Here is an 18596-nt window from a genome sequence, read left to right as displayed (position 1 = left end):
AATGAAAATTGCTTACAGTTGGTTACAAGAATATTTAGATATCCAAGTCTCCCCTAAGGATTTGGGAGAAAAAATTGAACGTTCTTCCGTTGAAGTTGATTCCGTTACCCAGCCTAGCGATGGCTTAAAGAAGATCGTGGTTGGTAAAATTATGTCGATGGAACCGCATCCTGATTCAGATCATTTGCAGGTCTGCCAAGTTGATGTCGGCGATGATGACTTATCTCAGATCGTCTGTGGCGCACCCAACGTTGCAGCTGGCCGAAAAGTGATCGTGGCGCTGCCAGGTTCACGCATTGGCGGCAACGTGAAGATCAAGCGTTCTAAAATGCGCGGCGTCGTTTCCAACGGCATGATCTGTGCCTTAGACGAAATCGGCTTTTCAAAAGACGTTGTGCCAAAGGAATGGGCGGATGGCATCTACTTCTTACCAGAAGACGCTAAGATCGGCGAACCAGTATTCCCATATCTGGGCATGGATGATTATCTGATCGATGTTGATGTGACTCCTAACCGTGGTGATATGCTCAGTGTTTACGGTGTGGCCCGTGATCTTGGTGCCATTTACGCGCAGACGCCTAAGCTGAATCACCCTAAAGTCGAAGAGGTGGCCACGGCTGCTGCTGATAAAGTCACGATTGAAGCCGATGAGAAACTCGCACCGATCTATAAGATGCGCATCGTTGAAAACGTGAAGATTCAACCAAGTCCACTTTGGTTACAGATCAAATTATGGAACGCCGGTGTGCGGCCAATAAATAACGTGGTCGATGTCACTAACTACATTTTATTGAAGTATGGTCAACCATTGCACGCCTTTGATTACGATAAGGTTTCGGGGTCAACGATCAAAGCCCGTTACGCGCAAAAGGGCGAAAAACTGACCACGCTGGATGAAGCAGAACATGACCTTGACGAAAAAGACATTGTGATCGCCGATGACCAAAAACCAATCGCACTGGCTGGGGTCATGGGTGGCCTTAATTCTGAAATTGATGACCAGACCACAACGGTCGCCATTGAATCAGCCGTTTTCACCCCAACGTTGATTCGGAAGACCGCTCAGCGTCAAAACCTGCATACGGATGCTTCTCAACGGTTTGAACGTGGCGTGAACCGCGGTGGTGTTGAAGAAGCAGCTGATGCGGCTGCTCAAATGATGCATGAATTGGCTGGCGGCGATGTTTTAAAGGGCATCGTTACTGGTTCAAGTTATGATGTTAAACCGGTCGTGGTGAACATCACGCTTTCACGAATCAACCATATTTTAGGAACTGATTTAAGTCTTGACCAAGTAAAGGCAATCTTCAAACAGTTAGGGTTTGGTGTGACGCTCGATGGTGAAAAGTACACGGTTACTGTGCCTTCAACTCGTTGGGACATCCATATTCCAGCTGACCTAGTAGAAGAAGTTGCCAGAATCTATGGCTATGACAAGATTCCATCAACACTGCCAAGTGGCCCAACCACGGTTGGCGCTTTGACTGAAAAGCAGAAACTGATGCGGGATTCCCGCCACGTGCTGGAATCATTAGGCCTTAACCAAGCCATCTCATACGCCTTGACAACGGATACTAAAGCCAAGCAGTTTATGATGCGCGAGAGTGCCGAAACGCATTTGAGCTGGCCGATGACGGCTGATCACACTACGTTGCGGATGAACATGATCAGCGGTTTACTGGACGACGTGGCTTACAACAATGCGCGTCGGGTAAAAGACGTTGCGCTGTACGAACAGGGTCGGGTCTTCTACAAAGACTCAGAAGACGAAGTTAGACCCAGCGAGCACGAACACATTGCTGGGGCAGTGAGCGGCCAATTAGTCGTTGACCCGTTGAAGAATGCGAAGCATAATGCCATTGATTTCTATCAATTAAAGGGCATCGTTGAAAAGTATCTGAACAACTTAGCCATCAAGGGTGACATTGAATTTGTCGCTACGGATCAGTATCCGGAAATGCATCCTGGACGGACAGCAGACATTTTCATTCACGGTCACTACGTTGGGTTTATTGGTCAAGTGCATCCTTCAGTTGCTGAAGCTTACAAGATCAACCAGACCTACGTGTTTGAATTAGACTTAGATGCCTTGATCGAGATGCCAAAGGATATGAACCAGTTTGAACCAATTTCGAAGTATCCTTCGATTACGCGTGACGTGGCGTTATTAGTCGATAAGTCCGTTACTAACGCACAGGTTTTGGCCCAGATTCACAAACGGGGCGGCGCTTACTTGAAGTCCGTTCACCTGTTTGATATCTTCGATGGTAAGAATCTGCCTGGCGGTAAGCAGTCATTAGCTTATACGCTGACGTATCAAAACCCGAATGCTACGTTGACGGATGATGAAGTCAACCAAGCCTTTGAAAAGGTTCAAAAAACGTTGGTCAGTGAACTGGGAGCAGAAATTAGATAATGGGTTAAGACCGATTATTGAACGTCTATGCGATCAGTCAACGTTAAACTGAATGATTAAAAGTGCCTAATTTACTAGTTAAAAAGCGCTAGAACTTGCAAATCAAGCTGTTCTAACGTTTTTTGCTTTAACTAAATGTGGCGAGGTTAAGACCGGTGTCTTTCAAAATTCTTAAGTTCACCAAATTTTTACTGCATTGGCACTTAAAATCTTGTATAATGGTGCAGATATTGAAGAACGGAACGGAGGAAACATTTTGGATAACGACAATAACGACAAACGCACTTCCAGGCAGCCGGGGAAGAAAAAAATGTCGACCGGACAAAAGATAATCACGGGAGTCGTCAGTATTTTAGTCGTCTTGCTTATTATTAGCGGCGTCGTTTTCTATCATTACTTCCAGTCAGCATTAAAACCACTGGATCCTAAGAGTTCAGAAGTTGTACAGGTAGATATCCCAATGGGCGCGTCAAGCAAACGGATCGGTTCGATTTTGCAGGATAAGAAGATCGTGAAAAACGGTTCGGTCTTTAACTACTACGTTAAATCGCATAACTATTCCGACCTTAGAGCGGGGTATTACCAATTGAATGCTTCCATGACGTTGAATCAAGTTGCTAAACGCCTGCAACAGGGTGGTACCAGTGAACCGATTCAAAGTCGTAAGGGGAAGGTCCTCGTTCAAGAGGGGGCCGGCATCGCCGATATTGCCAATAAGATCTCTACGACCACTGACTTCAGCAAGGCGGAATTCTTAAGCTTGATGAAGGATCAGACTTACATGAAGGCCTTAGAGAAACAGTATCCAGCACTGCTGTCATCATCAATGGCAACCAAGCAGGTCAGATACCACCTAGAAGGTTATCTGTATCCGGCAACTTACATTGTGAACAAACACATGTCACTAAAACAGTTAGTTAATCAAATGGTGGCCCATACGAATGACGAATTAACACCGTACTATAAGAAGATCAAAAAACAAAAATTAACGGTTCAGCAAGTTTTGACGTTGTCCTCATTAGTTGAGCGTGAAGGTGTTAGTCAGGCCTATCGCCGTCAAATTGCGGGGGTTTTCCTGAATCGAATTGATCAAGGAATGCCATTGCAATCTGATGTGGCCGTAGAATATGCGATTGGCCACCATAAGCAGCATCTATCAACTAAGGATCTTCAATCAAATTCACCTTATAACCTCTATAAGTTCGCTGGCTACGGGCCGGGACCATTTAATAACCCTAGCATGTCTGCAATTCAGGCGGTCTTAAATCCATCTAAACGCAGTCAGGGTTACCTGTACTTTGTGGCGAACACTAAGAGCGGTAAGATCTATTTCTCAAAGACTTTAGCACAACACAACAAACGGGTTTCATCACTATCAAAGGTTAACAACTAATCATTTTATATTGAAGGGATTAACTTACTCATGTCAGTACAACAGTCAAGACCAGTAATCATTGGGGTTACCGGTGGTTCTAGCAGTGGAAAAACGACGGTTAGCCGTGCGATTTACGATCAATTGCAAAATGAATCGATCATGATTTTGCAGCAGGATGCTTATTATAATGACCAGGCCAAGATGACGATGGCACAACGTAAAGCAGTTAACTACGACCATCCATTGGCATTTGACACCGATCTATTGATCGAACAGTTAAAGCAGCTTCGGGATAATCACGCTATTGAAAAACCAGTGTATGATTACACGCAGTATACCCGTAGTGCGCAGACCATTCATCAAGAACCTAAGGACGTCATCATTCTTGAGGGCATTTTGATCTTGGATGATGAACGGCTGCGTAATTTGATGGATATCAAGGTGTTCGTTGATACGGATGACGATATTCGAATCATTCGGCGAATCGAACGGGATATTAAGGAACGCCAGCGGGATCTTGATGGGATCATCAAGCAGTACCTGACGACCGTTAAACCGATGTATCACCAATTCGTCGAACCAACCAAGCGTTACGCTGATCTGATCGTACCAGAAGGTGGCGAAAACCAAGTCGCCATTGATCTTTTGACGACCAAGATCCGTTCCATTTTGGCACAAAAGAAAAATGGCCGGGCGAAGTAGTTCGCGCGACCGGATTCAAAATTAAAACTTGCATGAAAGATTGTCGCATGCTATTGTAGGCGACGGTAAACAATAAAATTGTAATGAGGTGCTATTTTGGCTGAACAAAAATCATATCCAATGACCGCTGATGGTAAAACTAAGTTGGAAAAAGAATTAGAAGATTTAAAAATGAACAAGCGTCCTGAAGTCATCAAACGCATTCAAATCGCGCGTGGCTTTGGGGACCTTTCTGAAAACTCTGAATACGAGTCTGCTAAGGACGAACAAAGTATGCTTGAGAGTCGAATCACCACGGTTGAACACATGCTGCAATACGCTGATGTGGTCGATAACGGTGCGACTGATAAGGATGAAGTCAACGTGGGTAAGAAGGTTACCTTCAAGGAATTACCCGATGAAGATCCAGAATCATACTCCATCGTTGGGGCAGCTGAAGCTGATCCAATGTCTGGTAAGATCTCGAACGACTCACCGATTGCTAAGGGCTTGTTAGGCCACAAGGTCAACGAAGAAGTCACGATTGCAATTCCCGCCGGCGATATGAAAGTTAAAATTCTAAAAGTTGAAGATGCTTCATAGATTTCACAAACTTTTTCGATAATATGACCAAGAGCCACTCTTAATTAGGGTGGCTCTTTTGCTGACTTTAAAGGCCTTTTAACGACGGTCGGTACCCATGATGATTCTGATAACTTGCACTTTTGTGAAACTTAAGGTATAAATGAGTTGAATGAAAGCGCAAACATTTGTGCAAAATAGGGAGGTCTGTCGTCATGAAAATTATTGTAACTGATCGCGTCAGTAAGTGGTTTCAGAGCGAAATGGGGCTGTCAGACGGCCGTGGTGTCCGCTTCTTTGGTAAGGTCTATGGCAGTACACCGGTTCATGAGGGATTCTCTTTGGCCATGACACCTGACGACCATCCTGAAAACCCATATGCGATCACTAAAAAAGATGGGGTTAACTACTACGTTCCTGAAGATGACCGCTGGTTTTTCAAGGGTTATGATCTGATCATTGACTATGATGCCGATCATGATAGTCCCAGATATAACTACGTTGAAAACGGTGAAATGTAAGCCAGTTCATTTTCAAGGTTAAAAAATAACACCAGTCGAGTCATCACTAGAATGATGATTCGACTGGTGTTATTTTAATTAATATTTGTTTTTCCTTCGTTGCCAATAAATTGAAATGGCGCAAATACCCAAGCTGATAATCGTAATCAGCAGGCCAATATTCAGCATTGGCGGCCAGTATCTAAAGTGAATCGTGTGCTGGCCATGAGTCAGTTTTAGAGCAGTGAAGATCCCGGCAACTTTGACCGGTTTAGCAGGATGGCCGTCCACCGTTACGTGCCAGCCTTGGCTGTAGGGGATGGTGGTCATTAACGTTGCTCGGTGAGGTTTAACCTTAACTGAGCCGGTCAAACTGCTCTGACTGTGCTGTTTGACGATCATTGGGTTGGCCGCCAATTTTTGCTGCCCAGCTTTAAATTGCTGGTTGTTAAATTGATACAGCGTGAAGTTTTGCAACCACAGAGTTGACTTTTTTAGAGTTAATTGTAACTTGACCGGTTTGCCCTTTTGGTGATCAGCGATGTTGACCACAATGGTATTGCGGTAGGTGGGGTATTGGGCCAGCGGATGGTTATTTAACCGCATGGACACGTTATCGTCAATCAAATTTGAGCCTAACGTCAGGTAGTAAGCATTATTGGTCTTGGGCGTAAAGTTAAAGGTGATGACACCGGGCTTGATGAGGTTATTTTTCTGTAGGATCGCCCCGGTCAGCTTGGTCTGCTGCTTCACGTTTTGGAAGACCACGTGATCAAAGTTCTGCGCGGTGAACAGGTGTTGATCTTGAGGATTACCGGTTAAGCCGGCCCACAGATTTGCCTGATACTGGGTTGGATCCTTCGTGGTATTATCTAAAGTCAAAATCTTGTTGCTGGACAGAAATCCTAATGGTAAGGCGTCAGGATTTTTGTAGGTCGTGATCAAACCATCTTTGCGAACCCGCTGATAAGTCGTTAGATCAGCTCGCGTAGAAACTGGATCAATGACATTGGCTGCTAACGTCCCGGAATTGGATTGCCGGTTCATGACGTACTTCATGTTGAGCAGCGAATCACTCAGTAACGTACCGTTGGTGTAGGTGACAAAGCCGTCGCCGTCAGGTTCACCCATGTTCCCCATAAAGGTTGGCATGCTCTTTTCAAGCGTTGATGAGAAGACGGAACCACCATTGAATTGTCCGGATAAAGGATCGTTTTTAGTCCGCATAAAGGTTGGCGTCATCCGGTACCAGCTGTGGTCATGATCAGTGATCTTAGCTGATTGTGTCGCTAAGACTTGCTGATAATTTTGATATTCCGGTTTCGTGACGTAACTGATCCGGTTCAAACTGGTGGTGGCGTTGCTGGACATTTCGATAACGGCAAACAAAACGAAGGCCACTTGATAAAACCACGGCTGCTTATTAGGCAGTGCGATTAAGCAAAACGCGGCGACCAGCAATAAACTGCCGATCAGCATCTGGTTTTGACTTAAAAATGAAAATTGGCCGACATTGATCCAGACGTAAGCCACGGTAGCTGTGCAAATTAGGATTGGCACGATCAGCTGTTTTAACGTTGGGGTGAATTCGGCATTTAATGCGTTAGCCGCTAGCCAGATCAGCCAAAAGCTGACGACAAAAGAAAAGCGGTAGGGGTACCAGATGGGAAACTGCATCCCGTGCCATAGTAGATCTAGTGGCTCAAAACACATTGACAGTGCTAAAATCAAGGTCATCGCTAACGCTAACCATTTTGTGCGTGGACGATGATTTTTTTGTAAGAAATAAAAGATGGCCCCTAAGACCATGATGCTGCCAATGAACAAGTTGGGCGTTCCCTTTGGCATCTGGCTAAAATTGAAACTGCCTAAGAAGAATTTGGCAAGCATTTTAGGTGGGAAATATTCGAACTTAGCGGACCAGTCCGTTTGCGTATACTGGTTCTTACTGATGGCTAAAGAGTACCACGTGGGCAGCAGGGTAACGGCGGCAATCCCCGCCGCTAGTAGTGAGCCCCCAACGAAGCGGCCCAGTGAGTGCATAGCGTCTTTACCCCAATGGGTGTTTGACAGCCAGTACCACAAAAAGAAGAGACCGGCAAATAGGCACACCATATAAGCCATGTAGTAGTTGATGATCAAAAGGGCCGCCAGCCAGCCAACATAGACGCGCATTTTTCCCGTGTCAACGAGGCGGATGATGCCCCAGATGATCAGGGGTAAAATAATGACCGCGTCCAGCCACATCAAGTTGAGCTGGTTAGCAACCATCCAGCCCATCAACGCGTAACTCGTTGAGAAAGCCAGTACTGGCAGGTGTTTTTGAACCTTAGTCTTCATTAATAACCAAGCAAAGCTCAGTCCGGCAGCGCCATACTTCAGAATGGTGATCCAGTAGATCGCACTGGGCAGCGATTTATCGGGAAATAATAACAGGAGCAAATTAAAGGGACTCATGAGATAATAAGTCCACACGCCAAACATTTCGCCACCGAGCGCTTTTTGAAACGTGTAAAATAAGCCGCTGGGATGACTGAGCAGGGTATGGCGAAAATAGGCAAAAAAATCAACGTACTGCTGACCGAGATCCACGGTGAGCAAAGTTGAATTGCCGAACGGTCCCATACCGCGATAGCTAAAGTAGGCGGCCATCACGGCAGCTGGAATGCAAAAGCTTAAGATCAGTAATGATAATTTTTCGTGCTGACGCACCCATTGAATGAATATTTTCAAGAATAAAAACCTCCGATAACCCCGTAAAATGGTGATTCATCTACGAGTATGATTCTAAGTATTTAGCATATCATAAAAAACTCATAAAAAGTTTTAAAACCGTTCAGTGTTAATGGTTTCGTTAGGAAAATTCTGGTAGAATAATGAAGTTAGATAAGGAGCGTTAGGACATTGAAAAATTTCTTTAGTCGAGTTACTCAACACCGAACGTCTCGCAATAAGACGTCAACCACAGCTCAGATTCCATTTAGAATGAACTTTCTCTTCATTATTGTGGGACTGTTATTTGCGGCGTTAATTGCACAGTTAGCATATTTACAAATTCTCCACGGCACGCAGCTTAAAGCCGAAGTGAGCCGGACCGACAGTACCGTTGAAACCAATAATGTGCAACGGGGCATGATCTTCGACTCTACTGGCCGGGTCCTGGTTGGGAATAAAACCCACCAGGCCATCAGTTATACTAAGGGTGTCAACGTCATGGCACCGGATATGTACCGGACGGCTAACCGGTTGGGCAAGTATTTAAAGGTCCCAACTGATTCGCTGACTAGACGTAACCGAGCAGATTATTTCTTAGCATCTTCTTCACGGGAAAAGCAAGTTGATTCAAATATTCCAGGGATCAAAAATGCCGCTCAGTCAGATGTGAATAACAAAGAACTTCAATATCTGTATGCCCATCCTGCTGCTTTCAAATTAAGTAAACAGCAAAAAAATGACGCCATGATCTACGCTCGAATGAGCGGTGCTTATTCATTATCAACCACCTATATTAAAGAAACGGGTGTGACTGGTAAGGAATTGGCAGAAGTTGGTGAACACTTAGGTGAATTACCAGGTGTCAAGGTCGGTACAAGCTGGACCCGTGATTATCCATACGGCAGTTCGCTCAAGAGTATTCTAGGGACGGTTTCTTCCGAAAAAATTGGGCTGCCAGATAATAAGGTCAATCAGTACTTGGCACAGGGTTATTCCCGCAACGATTCGGTTGGTCAAAGTTACCTTGAACAGCAGTACGAACCAGTTTTGCGAGGCAGTAAGTCACAAACTGACGTGGAAGTTTCAGGTACTAAGATCATGAAGGAAGTTAAGCGTTATGGCGGACAAAAAGGTGATAACCTGCAACTGACCATTAATGCTGGGTTCCAAAAGAAACTGCAATCCTTAGTTCGTCAAGCTGAAGGTGGTGCCGGTGGGGTTTCTACTGGGACCTACGCGGTTGTCATGAATCCTAACAATGGTAACATTATTGGGATGGCGGGGGTTGACCGTAACCCAAGCACTCAAAAGATCACTAATAACGCCTTAGGTGCCATTAATAACTCCATTACCATGGGGTCAGTAGTTAAGGGTGCGATGGTTTCGGGTGCTTTGATGGATGGCGTGATCACGCCGGAAAACAGTACCCTGACCGATATGCCAATTACGGTTGGCGGAACCAAGAAAGCTTCTTGGTTTAACAAAAATGGTGGTGCCAACATGGCCGTCAACGCGTCAACTGCACTGGAAGTTTCTTCTAACTCCTACATGATGCAATTAGCGATGAAGGAAGCTGGGTTCCACTACCATGAAGGTGCTGCACTGAATATGAACCCGAATATCTTCAATAAGTTACGCGGGTACTTTAACCAGTTTGGTTTAGGTGTTAAAACCGGTATTGACCTGCCTGGTGAAACCACTGGGCTGGCTGGATCGAGTTCTAGAGCCCATTTAGGGAATGCCTTGGATGAAGCCTATGGGAACTACGATGCCTACACCACGATTCAAGTGGCACAGTATATGTCCACGATTGCTAATGGCGGTTACCGAATTCAGCCGCACATTTTGTCCTCAATTAGAGGGACGAGTAAAAATGGCGGTTTAGGTGCGGTGAAGGATTCCGTTACACCAACCGTATTGAACCACATTGACATGACATCAGCCCAACGTAAAATGGTTACGGAAGGTCTCTATGACGTTGTTCATGGGACTAACACCTGGAAGACTGGTGGGGAACTGGATACCATTAAACCAGAGATCTCTGCTAAGACCGGGACTGCTCAAACCTTCTATAAGGGGACTGAAACGGTTACGCTGAGTCTAGCTTCATATGCCCCTTCGACCCACCCACAAGTGGTGGTTGCCTTGGCAATGCCAAACCTGGATTACAACGCCGAAGATAATAACATGAAGCTGGCTAAGTCAATTTACCAAGCTTATTGGGATACGGTTCAGTCGACTTCAACTCTGAAATCGGGAACCAGCAGTTCAAATAGCTCGAACGTTCAGCAGACAGCGCAACCGCAACAATAGAATTTAAATTGCGGTTAAATATTAGCTGTAAAGTAAATTTACTTAACAAATATAATATTTGGGCTGGTAATTAGTTTGAATAAATGATAAAATACTACGAGTTAAGGCTATTTGCCAAATCTTAAAAACGTAGGGAGGTCAGAAGCCATGCGCGTACACATTACATTAGAATGTACCGAATGTCACGAACAAAACTACTTATCAAGTAAAAACCGTCGTAACAATCCTGACCGGGTAGAACTGAAGAAGTATTGCCCACGTCAACACAAGGTGACGTTACACAAAGAAACAAAGTAAAGGCATAGGCGATGAGCCTGCGCCTTTTTTATTTAAGAATAGGAGGAATCGGTGGTGGCAACAAAAAAAGCAGTTCGTGAACAAATTATTGCAGCGTTAAATTCCATGCCAGATGATGTGCATCGTTTTCAAGCTGGAATTTTATATGAACGGTTATTTGAATCCGAAGAGTGGAATCATAGCCAGACAGTGGCGATTACGCTGTCGACTGGTTTTGAACTGGACACCAAACCGATTATTGAAGCGGCTAAACAAGCCCGCAAACAGGTCGTTGTTCCCAAGACGTTTAGTACTGATCGGCGAATGATTTTTCTGCCATTGACGGATGCTAGTGTTCTAAAAGAATCTAACTTTGGCATTATGGAACCGGAAAACGGGACTGCCGTAGCGAAAGATCAAATTGATCTAGTTGTTGTTCCCGGTCTGGGCTTTACCAAAAAGGGTGCTCGATTAGGTTTCGGCGGTGGCTATTACGACCGTTTCTTAGCTGATTATCAGGGCCGAACAGTGACTCTGGCTTTTGAAGCTCAAATGTTTAAAACACCAACCTGGCCAGTTGCTGAAACGGATATTCTCGTTCAGCACGTCATCACAAGCCGCTAGGGGGGCAAATATGCAGCAACAACTGAAACGCTGGTTAGCTGGGCCATACGTGACCGTTGGCTTAATTGTCCTGATGGTTATCGTGTATGGTGCAATGACGCTAGCTGGTGGCAGTCAAAATACCCAGGTATTGGTCAACTTTGGGGCTAAATACAACCCCCTGATTACGGCTGGGCAATGGTGGCGATTGATCACCCCCATTTTTCTGCACATGGGTTTTGAACACATTTTGTTTAACATGGTGACACTTTACTTTATTGGCTTTCAAATTGAGGCCATTTTTGGCCATTGGCGCTACCTGATCATTTTCTTATTATCAGGCATTGGTGGCAATCTAGCGAGCTTTGCATTTAATCCCAATGCGATTTCGGCAGGTGCTAGTACAGCCATTTTTGGCCTCTTTGGCGCTTTTCTGATGCTAGGGGAGTCTTTTTGGGAGAACCCCTATATCCGTCAAATGACAAAAACGTTTTTGATGTTTACTGTGCTTAATCTGGCGTTCGATCTTTTCAGCCCCGGTACAGATATTTTTGGCCACATTGGCGGGTTAGTCATTGGATTTCTTATGGCCTACGTTGTTGGCGTGCCTAAATTAGGGCGAATCAGTTCGGTTAAGCGAATTATTGCTGTAATCGTTGCCATTCTCATTATGGTTGGGCTATACTATTATGGCGTAACGTTGTAAAATAGAAAAGTAGTCGTGCGAATTTCGGAGGATGTCGAAATGAAAACGCTCTATGATGTACAACAGCTGCTAAAACAATTTGGAATTTACGTTTATGTCGGCAAACGTTTGTGGGATATTGAGGTCATGGCCTTGGAACTGGACCATCTTCATGATGCTAAGGTGATCGATCACAAAACGTTTGCGCATGCGAAGTTAGTTTTAACACACGAGCACCGTCTCGAAGAATTACGAGAGAACACGAAATAAGTCTGGAGGAAACAAGTTCATGGCAAAGAGTTTGATTGGTATTGATTTAGGTGGGACCACCACTAAGATTGCGTTTGTCTCTCAGGATGGCGACATTCTGCAAAAGTGGAGCATTCCTACTGATATCAGTGAAAATGGTAAGCACATTGTGCCGAATATTATTACGTCACTTAAGAAAACGATGACGGATGCTGGTTATACTAAGGATCAGTTTATGGGTATCGGAATGGGTACGCCAGGGGCTGTCGATATTGAAAATGGGACAGTTATTGGTGCTTTCAACTTAAATTGGAAGACCACTCAGCACGTGCGTGATCAGATTCAAGCAGGTGTTGGTTTACAACTCGTTTTGGAAAACGATGCTAACGTTGCCGCTCTGGGTGAGTTCTGGAAGGGTGCCGGCGAAAAGGATCAAGACGTCATTTTTGTCACCCTTGGAACTGGTGTCGGCGGCGGTGTCATTGCTGGCGGCCAACTCTTACACGGGATTAACGGTGGTGCTGGTGAGATTGGGCATATTACGGTACAACCAAACGGCTACCTATGTACTTGTGGCAAACGCGGCTGTCTTGAACAGTACTCTTCAGCAACTGGGATCGTCCACGTTGCTAAGGACATGGCGGCTGAATTTACCGGTAAATCACGGTTGAAGGAACTCTTTGATAACCATGAAGAAGTTACCTCTAAGATGGTGGTCTACTTGGCCGATAATGGTGATATCTTAGCTAACCGGATCGTGGATAAGGTTTCTTCTTACCTTGGTTTAGCATTAGCTAACTGTGCCAATATCTTAAATCCTGCCAATATTATCATTGGTGGTGGTGTTTCAGCAGCCGGTAACACCTTACTGCAACCAACTACCCGTTACTTCCAGGAAAACACCTTTCCTGCTGTTCGTGATTCAACCCGAATTAAGCTGGCTCAGCTTGGTAATGATGCTGGTGCAATTGGTGCTGCTTCATTGGCACTCCGGTTTGAAAACGCAGGCGCTTAATTAGTTAATTTGGAAGGACGAGATACATGGTTGTTGCAGCAATTTCGACATCGGCACTTTATACGATTGTTTTAGTTATCTTGTTAGTTGCGTATGCTTGTTGGTATCTTTATGGTATCTATCAACGCAATCAAGCCGCAACGTTAATTGATGAAAAAACTTTTAGAGCAGGTATGCGTAAAGCTCAAGTCATTGACGTAAGAGAGAAGAAGGTTTTTGATGCCGGGCACATTTTAGGTGCTCGCAGCGTCCCTTACTCAACTATGCGCGCTTATTATCAACAGATCAGAAAAGATCTGCCCGTTTACCTTTATGATCAAGGGAAAACCATGAGTTCGCGGTCAGCGGTGCTTTTAAAAAAGCATGGTTACAAAGAGATCTATATCTTAAAGACCGGTTACGCACGGTGGGATGGTAAGACTAAAAAGTCCGAATAAGGTTTATAAAAAGTAAATAAATGAATTTTTTAATCATTGGCTTGATCTCTGTGTTTAACAGGGGTCAGGCTTTTTTTATGGCGACATCATAGCTAATTTTCAAGTAATCGGTTATTCTAATACTAGTAAAAGCAACTGGTTAACTAATCGGAGGGCATTATGGAAAGCGGACAGGCGTTACCAGCAAAGATTAAAACGGTGTGGCGGATTAGTGCGGGATGTTCATTTTTAGTCGGATTGTTGATTACGGGAGGTCTATTAACGGCCACCGTCATTTGGCAATGGTCACGCTTATTTTGGCTGATCAGTGCGGGTTTGACCGTCGCTGAGGTTGTTATCGAGCTGGCATTGATTCCTTATCGCTACCGGTTTTGGCGTTACCGGATTTCAGAACGTGACGTGGAAATTGAATCGGGGTTCTTTTTTCACCAGCAAACGGCGATTCCCATTAACCGCATTCAAAATGTCACGCTGGAAGCTGGCCCGATTCTTCAGTGGCAAAAGCTGCAGACTGTCAGTATTGAAACGGCTGCGACGTCTCACAAGATTGAGTCGGTATTACCGGAAACCGCCCAACAATTAAAGCAGCAGATCATGGCCTTAGCACTGGAGGCGAAGCCGGATGACCGCTAAACACTTACATCCGCTGGCAATCTTGCCAATGATGTGGAAGAACCTCGTCAACGTGATTTTTTCAGTCCTAATCGTGTTTGGGTTATTTAAAGCCCTAAAACAGTGGCAGTATTTCACGATTTTAGGGATTGTGGTGTCGTTAGCAATCCTGTTAGCGATCCTAAAATATTGGTGCCTGACGTATGAATTGGGAAATCAGGCAATCACCATTCATTCGGGCGTTATTTTTCGCCAGCAGATTCACATCCCCTATAACCGGATTCAAACTTTACAGCTGAAACAGTGGTTTTACATGAAACCATTTCACGTCTTTGCGGTGAGCATCGAAACGGCTGGTCAATCCCATGCCAAAGCGGAAGGCCAGTTGCCAATGGTCACTAAACACGTGGTCGATCAGTTGCAGGCGGTGGTCAATGGTGGTTCTCAAACGTCTGCAATAACTACTTACAAGACGAAACCCAGCACCGTTTACCGCATCAACTGGTCGGATTTAAACGCTTATGCGGTAACGTCCATGGGGATTATGCCACTGCTGATTGCTTTGGGCTGGCTGTACGGTAAGCTGGATGATATACTGCCGCAAAAATGGTTGAATGCGGTGCTTAGTCGCACATCACAGTTTAGTGTTTTAGTCATTGTGGGGGCTGTGATCGGGGTCTTGATTACTGGAATACTGATCAGCTATCTGATTATTATTCAGCGCTATTATCATTTTCAACTGGCAAAACAAGATCAGCGACTGTTGACTGAAAAGGGCTTTTTTCAGCGAAATACGATTGTGGCTTCATTGGACCGAATTCAAGCAGTGGTCATTTCGCAAACGATTCTTAGACAATGGCTAAAACTGGTGTCAGTTCAAGTGATACTGGCGTCATCAGCGACCAATAATGAGGATCAGAATAATCTGGTTATGATGCCGGTAGTCAAGCAGCAGCACTATAGCCAGGCGCGTACTTTTATTCAGTGGCTGCCGCAAGTGCTGCCAACGTATACCCGGATCAGTCCGTGGGCAAAATGGTTATTAATTCGCAATGCCGTTATGATTGTCACTGTGCCAGTCTTGATTTTAGGAATCGTTTTTCGGCCATGGGGCTGGCTTTCACTAGTCGCATTGCCAATAGCGGTGGGATTAGGGGCCTACTCTGGCCGGAATATGGGTGTGGCGATTTTAAGCCCGCAGTTGATGAGTACGCAGGATGGTCACTTTTTTAAACGATCGACTTATCTAATTCCTAAACATCGCATTCAGGCCATGATGGTGACGCAATCAGTTTGGATGAAACGTGCTCAGCTCGCACATTTGCAGCTTGAATTACGGCATGGTGATGCCGTCCAGGAAGTTGAGGTTCGCTACTTACCGGCCCAGGTGGCGCAATCACTTTATGAATGGTATCGCAGATAAAAAATGAAATTTTCTGATAAAAAGTAAGCAAACGCGTGTACCATTTTCACAAGAAGTGGTAGGATATTAACTGTTGGGAATAATATTCAGAATATTATTCGTGGAGGGTTGACAAGTGTAATTTCAGCCCTTTATAATAGGAGCCAATAAAGGTTTACATTTTCATTTCATTTTAATCTTATTTTAGAGGTTATGAGCGAGAAGAGTAATTGAATCTGCTAGGTACAGAAAGTCCCAGTTGATGAAAAGGGATCCTAGTGATTTAACGAAGTGCGCCTGCTCAAGAAACCCATCTGCTCAATAGCAGACCGTTAGGACACGTTATCGTCCCGGGCTTGATGACGAGCCATAGATAGTATATTACTAGGGTGGAATAGCGATTTTAATCGTCCCTATCAGTTTAGAAATGAGCTGATGGGGGCTTTTTTATTTGCCAAAACTGAGTAATTTCTAAAACAAGATTAAAATATAATGTGATAATTTTAAGTCAGGGGGCAAAATCACATGAGTAGCTGGCAAATTATCCAGCAAAGTTTACCGCTTTTTGAAAAGGGCTTCATACTGACCCTTTGGCTGTCATTTATCGGGATCATCGGTTCGATTATCGTTGGCCTGATCTGTAGCTTGTTAAAGTACTTTCGGGTACCGGTATTCAGTCAGATAGCTGCCGTTTACGTTGAGATTTCCCGAAACACGCCGCTGCTAGTACAGCTGTTCTTCCTGTATTACGCCTTTCCGGTTTTTGGGTTTAAGTTAAACGCTGAATTGTGTGGCATCGTTGGCCTAATCTTCCTCGGTGGCAGTTACATGGCCGAAGGATTCAACGGCGGGTTCGACGGCGTCAGTAAAACCCAAGTTGAAACTGGTAAAGCAATTGGTTTATCGCGGATGCAATTGGCCCGTTACGTTGTTTTTCCCCAAGGATTTACGTTAAGTGTGCCCGCGTTGGCCGCCAACATCATTTTCTTGATCAAGGAGACCTCGATCTTTACGGTGATTGCGATTCCGGAATTAACCAACACCGCACTGGATTTGATCGGGATGTATTACCGGTCCAGCGAGTATCTGTTAGTGCTCGTGATTGGGTACGCGATTATTTTGATTCCGTTGTCAATTATTTTGACGCTACTAGAAAAGAGGGTTCGTTATGGCGCATTCGGGAATTAATGTTTTATTCGAAGGGCGCAACCTCATCCGGTTATTTGGCGGGTTATGGACGACCGTTGAAATTGCGGCGGTTGCGTTAGTCTTAGGATTGATCTTAGGTGTGATCTTAGGTGTTTTACGAACCTTTCCTAACCGGTTATTACGGTTAGTGTTACGGCTCTATCTGGAATTCTTCCGGATCGTACCAACCGTGGTTTTGCTCTTCTTGTTTTACTATATTTTACCGAAACAATTAGGGGTTAACCTGCCCGCTAACCAAGTAGCAACGCTTGTGTTTGCGCTGTGGACGGCCGCTGAAATGAGTGATATCGTGCGTGGCGCGTTGATCTCGGTACCCAAGCACCAGCGTGAATCGGGTATGGCAATTGGCCTTAACCGGTTGCAGCTTTACCGCTACGTCTTGATTCCGCAGGCGGTTTCCTTGGAATTGCCCGCCACCATTAATCTGGTGACCCGGGTGATCAAAACGACTTCACTGCTCATGCTGATCAGTGTGATGGATGTCATTAACGTCGGTCAGCAAGTGGTAGAAGCTAATAATCAAAAGTATCCCACGGGTGTTTTTTGGGTTTACGGCATCATCTTCGTGATGTATTTTGCGATCGACTACCCACTGTCCTGGTGGGCAAAACGGATGGATAAGAAGAGATTGGAGCGGGCAAATGGCTAAACAAGTGATCAAAGTCGAACATTTGGAGAAATATTATCAAAAAGACCACATCCTGCACGATATCAATTTTTCAATTGATCAGGGTGAGGTTGTGGCGCTGTTAGGTCCATCTGGGTCGGGAAAAAGTACGCTGATCCGGTGTTTGAACGGATTGGAACCTTATCAAAACGGAACGGTGAGCTTTAACGGTGACCAGGTGGTACCAACGGAAAAAAACTGGCAGAAGCTCCGTCAAAAAATTGGCATGGTGTTTCAATCCTATGATTTATTTCCTAATTTAACGGTGTTAGATAATATCTTGCTAGGCCCCGTTAAGGTGCAAAAGCAGTCAAGAGAAACAGCAAAAGCAGCGGCTGAAAAATTGCTCGATCAAGTGGGCTTGCGGGAATACGAAAACGTGTATCCGCGGCAGTTATCGGGTGGTCAAAAACAGCGGATCGCCATTGTGCGCGCTTTAGCGTTGAACCCCGAGCTAATGCTGTTTGATGAAGTTACTGCTTCGCTTGATCCGGAAATGGTCCGGGGCGTGCTGAACATCATTTCAAAATTGGCCCAAGATTCTGATATGACGATGATCGTAGTGACTCACGAAATGAACTTCGCCCAGCAAATTGCTGACCGGGTTTTATTCTTGGAAGATGGCAAGATTTTGGAACAAACTAAGGGTGACCAGTTCTTCAAGCAGCCGCAAACGGATCGGGCCAAGGAATTTTTGGAGAGTATGGATTTCTAGAGTGTGAAGCAAGCCGGTAAGATAGCGGAGTGTAAGCAAGCTTTGACAGAAATCCCGGGTTTGGATTTATGTTGAAGCTTGCTTACATGCAGCTGTCTGGCTTGCTGAACACGTTTCGGCTGGATAGCCGAAAACAGGGTAGCC

At 44.9% G+C, this 18596-nt stretch carries 18 protein-coding genes; 17 read left to right on the top strand and 1 reads right to left on the bottom strand.

All coding sequences use genetic code 11. The annotated features are described in order from the left end of the window. Position 1 precedes the first annotated feature (1 nt). The 5 genes from pheT (at position 2) to CES79_RS06060 (ending at position 5575) form a co-directional block, all read left to right on the top strand. On the top strand, positions 2–2416 hold the full coding sequence (gene pheT / locus CES79_RS06080; protein WP_089136621.1) for a phenylalanine--tRNA ligase subunit beta: 2415 nt from the start codon (positions 2–4) through the stop codon (positions 2414–2416). Positions 2417–2726: 310 nt separating this feature from the next. After that, positions 2727–3809 carry an endolytic transglycosylase MltG gene (gene mltG, locus CES79_RS06075; protein WP_089136669.1) on the top strand — a complete coding sequence of 361 codons (1083 nt, stop codon included), beginning with the start codon at positions 2727–2729 and terminating at the stop codon, positions 3807–3809. 30 nt (positions 3810–3839) lie between these two features. Continuing rightward, positions 3840–4493: a uridine kinase gene (udk, locus tag CES79_RS06070; protein ID WP_089136620.1), complete on the top strand. Its 654-nt coding sequence runs from the start codon at positions 3840–3842 to the stop codon at positions 4491–4493. Positions 4494–4589: 96 nt separating this feature from the next. After that, a complete protein-coding gene (gene greA, locus CES79_RS06065; RefSeq protein ID WP_054655028.1) occupies positions 4590–5075 on the top strand; it encodes a transcription elongation factor GreA in 486 nt (161 codons plus the stop codon). Between the two features lie 194 nt (positions 5076–5269). After that, positions 5270–5575, top strand: a complete 306-nt coding sequence (locus tag CES79_RS06060) for a HesB/YadR/YfhF family protein (protein WP_089136619.1) — start codon at positions 5270–5272, stop codon at positions 5573–5575. A gap of 78 nt (positions 5576–5653) precedes the next feature. On the opposite strand, the gene CES79_RS06055 is transcribed toward CES79_RS06060, so the two are convergent. After that, positions 5654–8287, bottom strand: a complete 2634-nt coding sequence (locus CES79_RS06055; protein WP_225362327.1) for a YfhO family protein — start codon at positions 8285–8287, stop codon at positions 5654–5656. A gap of 252 nt (positions 8288–8539) precedes the next feature. Between CES79_RS06055 and CES79_RS06050 the strand changes: the two genes are divergently transcribed. From CES79_RS06050 to CES79_RS05995, 12 genes are all read left to right on the top strand, one after another. After that, positions 8540–10582, top strand: a complete 2043-nt coding sequence (locus tag CES79_RS06050; protein ID WP_089136667.1) for a peptidoglycan D,D-transpeptidase FtsI family protein — start codon at positions 8540–8542, stop codon at positions 10580–10582. A gap of 147 nt (positions 10583–10729) precedes the next feature. Beyond that, entirely contained in the window at positions 10730–10879 is a 150-nt protein-coding gene (rpmG, locus tag CES79_RS06045) for a 50S ribosomal protein L33 (protein ID WP_082593127.1), read from the top strand. Positions 10880–10933: 54 nt separating this feature from the next. Continuing rightward, positions 10934–11482: a 5-formyltetrahydrofolate cyclo-ligase gene (locus CES79_RS06040; protein WP_089136618.1), complete on the top strand. Its 549-nt coding sequence runs from the start codon at positions 10934–10936 to the stop codon at positions 11480–11482. A gap of 10 nt (positions 11483–11492) precedes the next feature. Further along, a complete protein-coding gene (locus CES79_RS06035) occupies positions 11493–12167 on the top strand; it encodes a rhomboid family intramembrane serine protease (protein ID WP_089136617.1) in 675 nt (224 codons plus the stop codon). Positions 12168–12206: 39 nt separating this feature from the next. After that, positions 12207–12416, top strand: coding sequence for a YqgQ family protein (locus tag CES79_RS06030; RefSeq protein WP_054655032.1), 210 nt, complete (start codon positions 12207–12209; stop codon positions 12414–12416). A gap of 19 nt (positions 12417–12435) precedes the next feature. Continuing rightward, positions 12436–13410: an ROK family glucokinase gene (locus tag CES79_RS06025; RefSeq protein WP_054655034.1), complete on the top strand. Its 975-nt coding sequence runs from the start codon at positions 12436–12438 to the stop codon at positions 13408–13410. A gap of 26 nt (positions 13411–13436) precedes the next feature. Further along, positions 13437–13847, top strand: coding sequence for a rhodanese-like domain-containing protein (locus tag CES79_RS06020; RefSeq protein WP_089136616.1), 411 nt, complete (start codon positions 13437–13439; stop codon positions 13845–13847). Positions 13848–14003: 156 nt separating this feature from the next. Further along, positions 14004–14480: a PH domain-containing protein gene (locus CES79_RS06015; protein WP_170173460.1), complete on the top strand. Its 477-nt coding sequence runs from the start codon at positions 14004–14006 to the stop codon at positions 14478–14480. Next, on the top strand, positions 14470–15882 hold the full coding sequence (locus CES79_RS06010; RefSeq protein WP_089136614.1) for a PH domain-containing protein: 1413 nt from the start codon (positions 14470–14472) through the stop codon (positions 15880–15882). Before CES79_RS06015 ends, CES79_RS06010 begins: the two co-directional genes overlap by 11 nt. Positions 15883–16386: 504 nt before the next feature. Further along, the gene (locus CES79_RS06005; RefSeq protein WP_054655043.1) at positions 16387–17049 is read left to right on the top strand and encodes an amino acid ABC transporter permease; all 663 of its coding nucleotides are present in this window, start codon (positions 16387–16389) and stop codon (positions 17047–17049) included. Beyond that, a complete protein-coding gene (locus tag CES79_RS06000; protein ID WP_089136613.1) occupies positions 17030–17719 on the top strand; it encodes an amino acid ABC transporter permease in 690 nt (229 codons plus the stop codon). The genes CES79_RS06005 and CES79_RS06000 overlap by 20 nt, the downstream gene beginning before the upstream one ends. Beyond that, positions 17712–18452, top strand: coding sequence for an amino acid ABC transporter ATP-binding protein (locus CES79_RS05995; protein ID WP_089136612.1), 741 nt, complete (start codon positions 17712–17714; stop codon positions 18450–18452). Before CES79_RS06000 ends, CES79_RS05995 begins: the two co-directional genes overlap by 8 nt. Positions 18453–18596: the final 144 nt, after the last annotated feature.

Origin of the sequence: Secundilactobacillus silagei JCM 19001 (assembly GCF_002217945.1) — a bacterium.
Lineage (GTDB): Bacteria > Bacillota > Bacilli > Lactobacillales > Lactobacillaceae > Secundilactobacillus > Secundilactobacillus silagei.
Note: the sequence above shows the minus strand (reverse complement) of the source record. Positions and strands in the feature narration are given on the sequence as shown.